Below are 9,645 nucleotides of genomic sequence, written 5' to 3'. Positions count from 1 at the left end.
TGACTTTTTATGGGAGAAAAATATGAGAAAACTTAAGAATGTGCTTGTTACAGGCGGAGCCGGCTTTATCGGTTCAAACTTTATTCATTATCTTTTTGGAAAATCAACAAGCGGCGAGAAGGCCTTTGAAGATGCAAATTTTTCAGGAAGAATAATCAACGTTGACTGCCTTACTTACGCAGGAAATGGAGAAACTCTAGAAGACATTGACAAAACTTTTGGTTCAGGCGAAAAAGATCCTTCAAAACGCCGTTATTTTTTTGAAAAAGTAAACATCTGTGATAGAAGCGAGATCGAAAGAATTTTTAAGCAGTATGATATTGATACAGTTGTTCATTTTGCGGCAGAAAGCCATGTAGACCGCTCGATTTTGGGACCTGAAACTTTTATAAAAACGAACATATTCGGTACTTATACTCTTTTGGATGTTGCCCGCAGCTACTGGGGAGTAAGCCTCGACAATCCTCGCGACGATGTTCTGTTCCACCATATTTCTACTGATGAAGTTTACGGTTCTTTGGGGCCTACGGGATATTTTACAGAAAAAACTGCTTATGATCCCCGTTCACCTTATTCTTCAAGCAAAGCTTCGAGCGACCATCTTGTAATGGCGTATTATCACACTTACGGGCTTCCAATTACTCTTTCAAACTGTACAAACAATTACGGTCCGTATCAGTTCCCGGAAAAACTTATTCCGCTGATGATTTTAAATATGCAGGAAAAGAAAAATCTTCCTGTCTATGGCGAAGGAAAAAATATCCGCGACTGGATTTATGTTGAAGATCACAACCGCGCAGTTTGGCTCATTTTGAATAATGGAAAAACAGGCGAAAAATACAATATCGGCGGCGAAAATGAATGGCAGAATATTACGCTTCTCGACAAGCTTATCGAGCTTACAGCTAAAGAAACCGGCATGAGCGAATCTGACATAAAAAACACCATTACTCACGTAAAAGACAGACCTGGACATGACCAGCGTTATGCAATCGATTGTACAAAAATAAAAACTGAACTCGGCTGGGAAAGAAAAATGTCTTTTGAGCAGGGACTTTTGCTGACTGTAAAATGGAACCTGAACAATAAAGCTTGGATTAACCATATTCTTTCAGGAGAATATCTTAACTGGGTAGAAAAAAACTATTCAAAAAGATAAATCTGAATAAAACAAAAGGCTGTCTTATGGAAACAACTTCATAAAGACAGCCTTTTTTATTCTTTAATCTGATTTGAAAAAGTTACAGGTCTTTTCCAGTGATTTTTTTTACACATTCGTGATAGAGCTTTGAAGTTTCTGCAACAACTTCTGCTGGAACGCTTTTTATCGTCGGATCACCGGCAAGGTTGTTTTCTTTGAGCCAGTCGCGGATAAACTGCTTGTCGTAGCTTGCAGGACTTGTTCCTGCTTTGTAAGTTTCTGCATTCCAGAAGCGGCTTGAATCTGGAGTCAAAACTTCATCGCCAAGAACAAGCTCTCCGTTCTCGTCAAGACCGAATTCAAATTTTGTGTCTGCAATTATGATCCCGTTTTTGAGCGCATGTTCATAACATTTTTTGTAAATTGCAAGTGCTGTTTTTTCGATTTTGCTTCCAAGGTCTTTTCCGGGAAACTTTTCATCAAGATCTTTTTTCATGTAATCGATTGTCACGTTTATATCGTGGCCTTCGGCGGCTTTTGTTGATGGAGTTACAATCGGCTCGTCAAGTTTTTCTGCCTGTTTGTACTCTTTGTCAAAACTGTGGCCAAGAAATGGTTCGCCCTTTTTGTAGGCCTCGTACATAGAACCGAACATGTAGCCGCGGACAATTACTTCGTAAGGAATCATCTTGAGTTTTTTTACGAGGATTGTGCGTCCTTCAAATTCCGGGCTGTTGAATTCTTTCGGCATATCCTTTAAATCTGAAGAAATCATATGGTTTTTTACAATATCTTTTGTAAAGTCAAACCAAAAGTTAGAAAGAGCATTTAATACCTTGCCCTTGTCTGTAATCATTGTAGGAAGAATTACATCAAATGCTGAAATTCTGTCCGTTGTAACGATAACCATACGGCCGTCTTCAAGATCGTAAACTTCACGAACTTTTCCACTGATAATCTTTTTCATATCTTACCTCATTTTATATGAATAAATATTTTCTAAAATTGAACCGCAATTTTTGCGCAGCTACTGCTCAATTGCCTTTACTGCCGAGCGAACAAGCGAACTTTCGCCTTTTTTCATGACGAGAAGCTTTCCGTTTTTTGCAACGACAATTAAGTCCTTAACTCCGCATAAGCTTACTGGAATATCTGAATAAACAAAATTGTTTGCACATTCAACCTGAACGACTTTGTTGTTCAAAGGATTTGTGCAAAGTTCACTGAAAGTGTCCCAGCTGCCAACGTCTGTCCACTTGAATGTAGCTTTTACGACCGCTGCATTCTCAGATTTTTCGGCAATAGCCTTGTCAACGGCAATTGATGGAACGTCTTGATAAGTGATTTCCATTTCCGGCCAGTTTTTTATTACATAAACTCCATTAACCTGCTTTAGAGAAGGTTTTTTGCCTTTTGTAACGGCTTCAAAGGCATTGCTTATTTTTGGAGTGCACGAAAGCATTTCGTTCAGGAACATTTTTCCTTCAAAGGCAAACATTCCCGAATTCCAAAAATAATTGCCCGACTCAAAATATTGTTTTGCGGTTTCTTCGTCAGGTTTTTCTTTAAAATTTTCGATTTTAAAAGTGTGGTTTTCGCCAGTTAAGTCTTTTCCGGCCTTTATGTAGCCGTAACCTGTCGCTGGCTGTGTTGGCGCAATTGCAAAGCAGACAAATTTGCCTTTTTCGGCTGCGTTGGCCGCATTTTTACAGTCTTTTGCAAACTGGCTTACTGGAGTGATTACGTGATCGCTTGTAAGCACAAGAAAAGTGTGGGAAGAATCTGGTTCAAGTTTGTTTATTAAACTTACACCAAGCATGATTGCCGCTGAAGTGTGCTTTGGCGCAGGTTCTGCCAGGACTATTGATTCTGCAAGAAGTTTTCTTGCGTCCATTTCTTCTGAACGATCTGCCAGTTTTTTTATCTGCAGAGTACATTCATTTTCAATATCTTTCCTGGTAACGACTACGATTTTCCCAGAAATTTTTAATGCGAGCGCGCGTATTAAACTTTCCTGCAAAAAAGAAATATTGTCGTTTAAGGCCATAAATTGTTTTGGATGAGTTGGACTAGAAGCCGGCCACAAACGTTCTCCAAAACCACCGGCCATGATAATAACATCTGTAATCATTTTAGCCTTCGTTATTTGTCAAAAAGGTCGATTCTTCTTTGGTGACGGCCGCCTTCAAATTCTGTTTCGAGAAATTTATCGGCAATCATTTCCGCCATTTCGTAGGCGATGATTCTTGCGCCCATGCACAGCACATTTGCATTGTTGTGGCGGCGTGTGTATTCTGCCATTACAAGGTCAGTGCACAAAGCTGCACGGATTCCTTTGTGCTTGTTAGAAGCCATGCTCATTCCGATTCCTGTTCCGCAGATTAAAATTCCGCAGTAAGCCTGATTTGAATCGACTAAGTCGCCTACTTTTTCTGCAAAAACCGGATAGTCGACGCTGTCTCCAGTGTCAGTTCCAACATTGATTACTTCAAATCCTTTTGATTTTAAATGTTCGATTAAGCGGGCCTTGTACAAATAGCCTGCATGGTCGGCACCGATTGCTATAGTTTTAGACATTGTTCATTCCTGTAAAATGAAATTTGATTGAATTATGACGAAAACTTTAGCATAAATTGCGTTTTTTGTCAGCAGAGCAATGTTCTTGTAGTGTCAGAATGAATGATAAAAAAAAATATCTAAAAAAAAGGAAAATATATTGACAAAAAAACATAAAACTTATTATTGTTAGCAATGGTTAATAAGAGTTAGTGTTTATTATTTAGATTACAATCTTGCTAACTATTCTTAGCCGGAGGTTTTATTATGCCGTTGCTTTTTGCTTCAATCGGAGATGAAGTTTCTGTTGCCTCGATCACTGGCACTCAGGCTGTAAAACAGCATTTGGCTGACATGGGATTTTCTGAAGGCTCGAAGATTACAGTGATTCAGAAAATTGCAACCGGTTTGATTGTTAAGGTCAAGGAAGTCAGGCTTGCGATTGACAAAAGTATGGCTGCAAAAATTCTGATTAAATAACAGAAAATGCGGCAGGGATAGGAGTGGACGCAAAGCGTGTGCGGAGCACCGCAGGCGCGTTAGACGCCGTAGCCACGGATAGCCCGGTTTTTGCAAGGCAAAAAGCCGCCCGAAAAAAATCGGAAGTAGATATTTTCTCATTGAATTTTTATAGGAGGAAAAAATGAGTACTTTAAGAGACGCCGAGGTTGGTTCTACCGTGACAGTTACAAAACTTGACGGTGAAGGAGCCTTAAAACGCCGCCTTATGGACATGGGTTTTACGAAAGGCTGTAAAGTTTTTGTAAGAAAAGTTGCTCCGCTTGGAGATCCTGTGGAAGTTACAATCCGCGGATATGAACTTTCTGTGCGCAAAGACGATGCGCAAAATATTGAAGTTGAATAAAAATCAAAATAAGGATAGTAAAATGAGTACTAAAATTGCACTTGCAGGAAATCCAAACTGCGGAAAAACGACAATGTTTAATTCCCTTACTGGAACTGTTCAGTATGTTGGAAACTGGCCTGGAGTAACTGTTGAAAAAAAAGAAGGAAAGGTAAAAGGCAAAAGCGATTTGATTGTGACTGACCTTCCGGGAATATATTCGCTTTCGCCATACACAAATGAAGAAGTAGTTTCGCGCGATTATCTGGCTTCAAGCGAGCCTGCTGCCGTAATCGATATTGTTGATTCGACAAATATTGAAAGAAACCTTTATCTTACAACTCAGATTATGGAGCTTGGAAAACCTGTCGTAATGGCGCTCAACATGGTTGATGCCCTAAAAAAGTCAGGAGATAAGATTGATGCGGCAAAACTTTCTGAAAAACTTGGCTGTCCAGTAATCGAAACTGTTGCGCTCCATGGAAAAGGCGTAAAAGAAATAATTGCCGCCGCTCAAAAAGCCGCTTCTGAAAAAACTAAGCCGGCTGTAATTCGGTTTTCTTCTGAGGTTGAAAAGGCGATCGGTGCAATTGAAGAGATCCTGCCTTCAGAAATTGAAGAATCTACGCGCAGATGGACGGCAATAAAAGTTCTTGAAAGGGACAGCGTGATTCTTTCAAAACTAAAACTTGACGAAGAGTCAAAAATCAAGGCTGAAAACGAAACTTGCGCCTTGGAAAAGTCTCATGACGATGATATTGAATCAATCATTACAAATGAAAGATACGAGAGCATAAATGCGATTTTGAAAGGCGTCCTTGTAAAATCTGGAAAAACAATGACTGCTTCTGACAAGATCGACCGCATTGTTACAAACAGAATTCTCGGAATTCCGATTTTCCTTGCTGTAATGTGGTTTGTTTATTGGGTTGCAGTTTCTACTGTCGGCACGATGGGAACTGACTGGGCAAATGATGTTTTGTTTGGCGAATGGATTCAGGGCGGCGCTCAGACTTTGCTTGAAAACGCTGGTGCAAACCCTGTCCTTATCGACTGTGTCGTTAACGGGATTCTTGGTGGACTTGGCGCTGTTCTTGGTTTTGTTCCTCAGATGGCGGTTTTGTTCATCTTGCTTTCGATTCTTGAAGACGTTGGCTACATGGTTCGGATTGCGTTCGTAATGGACAGGGTTTTTAGAAAATTCGGGCTTTCTGGAAAATCATTCATTCCGCTTCTTATAAGTTCTGGCTGTGGAATTCCTGGAATTATGGCAAGCCGTACAATCGAAAACGAAAATGACCGCCGAATGACAATTATGACTACGACCTGGATTCCTTGCGGCGCAAAACTTCCTGTAATCGCAATGATTGCAGCAATTATTGCGACTAAATTTACCAATTCTGACGGTTCGTGGGTTGGTCCTGCTATGTATGGAATTGGAATTTTAAGCGTTCTGCTCGCTTCTATTATCCTTAAAAAGACAAAATATTTTCATGGTCCTGCTGCGCCTTTTATTATGGAACTTCCTCAGTATCATATTCCGCAGTTAAAGACTGTTCTTTTGCATACTTGGGAGAGATTATGGTCTTTCATAAAAAAAGCCGGAACAATTCTCTTCCTCGCCTGCCTTGTAATGTGGTTCCTTTCAAGCTACGGCTGGTCTGTAAAAACTGAAGAAAGCGAAAATGAGACTGTTGCGCAGCAATCTGCCGAAAAGCCGGTTTTTGGCCTTGTTGAAGATGCAAATGATTCAATTATGGCAAAAGTCGGAGGAGTCCTTCGCTATGCGTTTATTCCGCTTGGTTTTGGAAATGAAGAAGGCGGATGGCAGTGCGCCGCTTCTGTAATTTCAGGTTTTTCTGCAAAGGAAGGAATTGTTACAACGATGGGCGTTCTTGCTGGAGCAAGTGATGAAGATACTGAAGCTCTTGCAGGCGCAGGAAACGTTTCTGATGTAATTTCTGGCGATGAAGTTGAAGCTGAGGAAAGCGAAGATGGAAATGCAAAAAATGCGGTTGATGCAATTGCAAAATGGTTCCCGACAGGACTTGTCGCATTCTGCTTCCTTTTGTTCAATTTGCTTGATTCTCCTTGTCTTGCTGCAATTTCTACAATGGCAAATGAGCTTCGCAATCGAAAATGGTTCTGGTTTGCAATTTTATTCCAGAATGCCTTCGCCTACATTGTAACTTTGATTGTTTATCAGCTTGGCAATCTTTTTACAACAGGTCATTTTGGCGCAGGAACTGTCTTTGCGATAATTTTTGTTCTTATGTTCCTGTATGGACTTTTCAGAAAAAATCCGTATGCTGAAATGGACAAAAAAAATTAAAATAAGTAAAGGCAATTTCTGAAAAATTTTGGAGACTGCCTTAAAAATATCTGTCCGAAGAAAAACTTGCCGATTTGTAAAGCAAAAAAAAAGCGGACAGATATTTTAACTTTTGCGGAGAAAAAAATGATTGCAAATATTTTTATTGTTTTGTTCATTGCTTTTTGGATTGTTTTTGTTGTTCATTCGATTATCAAATCAAAAAAAATAGAAAAAAAATCAGGAATTCCTGCTGGATGCTATTCTTGCAAGGCTTTTAAAGACGGCAGATGCAAAAGCTGCTGCGGAGAAAACAAATGATTGCAAATGCGATCCTGATAATTTTATTGATTTTACTCGCATGTCTAGGACTAAAGTCTTTTATAAAACGGCTCAATGGCGAAAGCTGCTGTAGCAGCGGAAATTCCGAAATAAAAATAAATCCTTTAGACAAAAATAAATCACACTATCCTTATGCGACGCTCATAAAAATTGATGGAATGAAGTGTAAAAACTGCGCAAGCCACATTCAAAACAAGCTTAACGAGTCTGGATTCTATGCAAAAGTAAATTTTAAGAAAAAATCTGCAAAAATTCTGTCAAAAGAAAAATTAAACGGCAACAAAAAAATAGAGGAAATAATAACTTCTCTCGGTTATTCTGTGATTTAAAAGAAAATTTGCCTCTAACTAATTTCGAATTGTTTTCAAATTCCTTTTTATTCTTCCGTAGCTTTATTTTCAAATTTGGTATATGAGCTCAAGAACAGAAGGTTTACATCTCCGATTGGACCGTTACGCTGTTTTGCAATAATCAGTTTTGCGTCCTGAACAGGATCTATTTCGCCCTCTTCCGTCTTTTTCCGTTCACGGTGAATAAACATTACAACATCGGCATCTTGTTCGATTGAGCCTGAGCCTCTCAGCTGCGCAAGTGTCGGTTCGGAACCTTCGGCGTCGCGGGCAACCTGACATAAGGCAACGACAGGAATGTCAAGCTCTCTGGCAAGACTTTTTAGTGATTTTGAAATTTCTGAAACTTGCTCGTAAACAGGAGCGGCTGAATTTTGCGTTGAAATAAGACCGATGTAGTCAATAAAAATAATTTTTACACCTTTTGACTGCACCATTCGCCTTGCCATTGCTCGCAAATCCAAAAGCTGCATATTCGGAGTGTCGACGATATAAAGTGGAGAATCAAAAACCCGTCCTGCGGCATCATTTATTTTTTGCAAATCATCAAGCTTCATTATTCCCGACCGAATTTTGTGTCCTGGAATTCTGCTTACCTGTGAAAGAAGGCGCTGGCCAATCTGCTCGAACGACATTTCAAGAGAGAAAAAGCCGCAAGGAATTTTCTGGTCGATAGCAATATTTTCCATCATAGAAAGTGCCATAGCCGTTTTACCCATAGAAGGACGTGCGCCGATGATGCTCAGTTCAGACTTCTGAAAACCGCTTGTCATGCTGTCAAGCCTTGTAAAACCGCATGGAATTCCGGAATAAGTGTCGTGGTTGTGATAATGCTGATGAATTATTTCAGATGTTCTTTGGACAACTTCGTGCATATCGTGAATTTGAATCGTCTGTCCCATATCAGTAAGGGCGAAAATCTTTTTTTCCGCTTCTTCAAGAATTGAACGGCTTTCACGCGATTCATCAAACGCAGAAGCCTTGATTTCTGAAGAAATTTTTATGAGGCTTCGGCGAGTTGCTCTGTCCAAAACGACATGTGCATAATAATCGATGTTTGCGGCGGAAGGAACTTCATTTGTAAGGGATGCAATATAAGCTCCACCGCCAGCTTTTTCAAGCTCATTGTTTTTAGAAAGCTCGTTTGTGAGAGTAAGAATGTCTCCGGTTATTCCGCTTCCAAAAAGTTTTATGAGCGTGCTGTAAATAATCTGATTTTGAAGTGAATAGAAATGTTCTGGGAGCAAAAATGTTACAACATCCTGAATCGAAGTCCAGTCAAGAAGCATTGCCCCCAAAGTTGCAACTTCCGCTTCAAGATTGTGCGGCGGAACCGAGTCTTTTAATCGTTCGTCCATTATTTGCTCCTGTAAAAATGTGCTTTTCTTTTTGAAGTATAGCGTCGTTGCATTTTTTATCTTTTTATGAAAAATTATGAAAAATCAACGGCATTTTAATCTTTTTTTTATATTTAAAAATCAACAAAAAAAGCCGGAAAATTTTCCGGCCTTTTATTCAAACTGTCTGAACTTTTCAGATTTTGAAAGTAAAAAACTATTCAGCCTTTTCTTCTGCTGGAACTTCAGCAGTTTCTGCAGGTGTTTCCTTTTTAGAAGAAACTTCCTGTGGTTTGCTGTCTGTAGTCTGTCCTTTTACAGAAATTTTTACTTCAGCGTTTGTAGATTCGTAAAGGTGAATCAATGCTGTGTAGTGTCCTACGCTCTTAATTGTAACACCCTGAATTTCAATGCGTTTGCGCTCAATGTCGAAACCATTTTTGTTTAAGAAGTCAGCAACTGTCTGGCTTGTAACGGCACCGTAAAGCTTTCCGTTTGCAGCTGCAGGAACAGTAAGGTCAACGAGTGTCGCTTCAAGCTTGTCTTTTGCGCTTGCTGCATCCTTTCTTTTAGCTTCTTTGCGGGCTTCGATTTCTGCTTTGCGTCCTTCAAAATATGCTACAGTATCAGCATTGTACGGAACAGCAAACATGTGTGGGAAAAGGAAGTTGCGTGCATAACCGTTAGCAACATTTTTAACATCTCCCATTTCTCCGAGATGTTTAACATCTTCATTAAGAATTACTTTCATTTTTTCAAGCTCC

11 protein-coding genes are annotated in these 9,645 nt (G+C 39.7%); 6 read left to right on the top strand and 5 right to left on the bottom strand.

Annotated features, from left to right (window positions below; translation table 11 throughout):
• Positions 1-22: 22 nt before the first annotated feature.
• On the top strand, positions 23-1,159 hold the full coding sequence (gene rfbB, locus B2X33_RS07180; protein ID WP_296668656.1) for a dTDP-glucose 4,6-dehydratase: 1,137 nt from the start codon (positions 23-25) through the stop codon (positions 1,157-1,159).
• 82 nt (positions 1,160-1,241) lie between these two features.
• Here rfbB and B2X33_RS07175 read toward each other — a convergent pair whose 3' ends face one another.
• From B2X33_RS07175 to rpiB, 3 genes are read right to left on the bottom strand one after another with little or no spacing between them, the layout of a single operon-like run.
• A complete protein-coding gene (locus B2X33_RS07175; RefSeq protein ID WP_296668654.1) occupies positions 1,242-2,108 on the bottom strand; it encodes a phosphoribosylaminoimidazolesuccinocarboxamide synthase in 867 nt (288 codons plus the stop codon).
• A 60-nt stretch (positions 2,109-2,168) separates the two neighbouring features.
• Positions 2,169-3,272: a mannose-1-phosphate guanylyltransferase gene (locus B2X33_RS07170; RefSeq protein ID WP_296022614.1), complete on the bottom strand. Its 1,104-nt coding sequence runs from the start codon at positions 3,270-3,272 to the stop codon at positions 2,169-2,171.
• A gap of 11 nt (positions 3,273-3,283) precedes the next feature.
• Complete coding sequence (gene rpiB / locus B2X33_RS07165) at positions 3,284-3,718, bottom strand: ribose 5-phosphate isomerase B (RefSeq protein WP_296022613.1); 435 nt, start codon at positions 3,716-3,718, stop codon at positions 3,284-3,286.
• A gap of 246 nt (positions 3,719-3,964) precedes the next feature.
• Here rpiB and B2X33_RS07160 point away from each other — a divergent pair, with 246 nt between their 5' ends.
• From B2X33_RS07160 to B2X33_RS07140, 5 genes are all read left to right on the top strand, one after another.
• Positions 3,965-4,177 carry a FeoA family protein gene (locus tag B2X33_RS07160; RefSeq protein WP_273065793.1) on the top strand — a complete coding sequence of 71 codons (213 nt, stop codon included), beginning with the start codon at positions 3,965-3,967 and terminating at the stop codon, positions 4,175-4,177.
• 163 nt (positions 4,178-4,340) lie between these two features.
• Positions 4,341-4,562, top strand: a complete 222-nt coding sequence (locus B2X33_RS07155) for a FeoA family protein (protein ID WP_288516532.1) — start codon at positions 4,341-4,343, stop codon at positions 4,560-4,562.
• A 22-nt stretch (positions 4,563-4,584) separates the two neighbouring features.
• Complete coding sequence (gene feoB, locus B2X33_RS07150; protein ID WP_296022612.1) at positions 4,585-6,873, top strand: ferrous iron transport protein B; 2,289 nt, start codon at positions 4,585-4,587, stop codon at positions 6,871-6,873.
• A gap of 126 nt (positions 6,874-6,999) precedes the next feature.
• Positions 7,000-7,173 (top strand): hypothetical protein, encoded by a 174-nt coding sequence (locus B2X33_RS07145; protein ID WP_296022611.1) that lies wholly within the window; start codon positions 7,000-7,002, stop codon positions 7,171-7,173.
• Positions 7,170-7,523, top strand: a complete 354-nt coding sequence (locus tag B2X33_RS07140; RefSeq protein WP_296668652.1) for a heavy-metal-associated domain-containing protein — start codon at positions 7,170-7,172, stop codon at positions 7,521-7,523. Before B2X33_RS07145 ends, B2X33_RS07140 begins: the two co-directional genes overlap by 4 nt.
• 47 nt (positions 7,524-7,570) lie before the next feature.
• On the opposite strand, the gene dnaB is transcribed toward B2X33_RS07140, so the two are convergent.
• Positions 7,571-8,902, bottom strand: coding sequence for a replicative DNA helicase (dnaB, locus tag B2X33_RS07135; RefSeq protein ID WP_296022609.1), 1,332 nt, complete (start codon positions 8,900-8,902; stop codon positions 7,571-7,573).
• A gap of 196 nt (positions 8,903-9,098) precedes the next feature.
• A complete protein-coding gene (gene rplI / locus B2X33_RS07130) occupies positions 9,099-9,632 on the bottom strand; it encodes a 50S ribosomal protein L9 (protein ID WP_296668649.1) in 534 nt (177 codons plus the stop codon).
• Positions 9,633-9,645: the final 13 nt, after the last annotated feature.

This window comes from Treponema sp. UBA785 (assembly GCF_002297065.1).
In the GTDB taxonomy this organism is placed as follows: Bacteria; Spirochaetota; Spirochaetia; order Treponematales; family Treponemataceae; genus Treponema_D.
Note: the sequence above shows the minus strand (reverse complement) of the source record. Positions and strands in the feature narration are given on the sequence as shown.

What these genes read in the sequence shown, in the direction of transcription:
- rfbB (WP_296668656.1), top strand. Translation starts at nt 23, where the DNA reads ATGAGAAAACTTAAGAATGTGCTTGTTACAGGCGGAGCCGGCTTTATC.
- B2X33_RS07175 (WP_296668654.1), bottom strand. Translation starts at nt 2,108, where the DNA reads ATGAAAAAGATTATCAGTGGAAAAGTTCGTGAAGTTTACGATCTTGAA.
- B2X33_RS07170 (WP_296022614.1), bottom strand. Translation starts at nt 3,272, where the DNA reads ATGATTACAGATGTTATTATCATGGCCGGTGGTTTTGGAGAACGTTTG.
- rpiB (WP_296022613.1), bottom strand. Translation starts at nt 3,718, where the DNA reads ATGTCTAAAACTATAGCAATCGGTGCCGACCATGCAGGCTATTTGTAC.
- B2X33_RS07160 (WP_273065793.1), top strand. Translation starts at nt 3,965, where the DNA reads ATGCCGTTGCTTTTTGCTTCAATCGGAGATGAAGTTTCTGTTGCCTCG.
- B2X33_RS07155 (WP_288516532.1), top strand. Translation starts at nt 4,341, where the DNA reads ATGAGTACTTTAAGAGACGCCGAGGTTGGTTCTACCGTGACAGTTACA.
- feoB (WP_296022612.1), top strand. Translation starts at nt 4,585, where the DNA reads ATGAGTACTAAAATTGCACTTGCAGGAAATCCAAACTGCGGAAAAACG.
- B2X33_RS07145 (WP_296022611.1), top strand. Translation starts at nt 7,000, where the DNA reads ATGATTGCAAATATTTTTATTGTTTTGTTCATTGCTTTTTGGATTGTT.
- B2X33_RS07140 (WP_296668652.1), top strand. Translation starts at nt 7,170, where the DNA reads ATGATTGCAAATGCGATCCTGATAATTTTATTGATTTTACTCGCATGT.
- dnaB (WP_296022609.1), bottom strand. Translation starts at nt 8,902, where the DNA reads ATGGACGAACGATTAAAAGACTCGGTTCCGCCGCACAATCTTGAAGCG.
- rplI (WP_296668649.1), bottom strand. Translation starts at nt 9,632, where the DNA reads ATGAAAGTAATTCTTAATGAAGATGTTAAACATCTCGGAGAAATGGGA.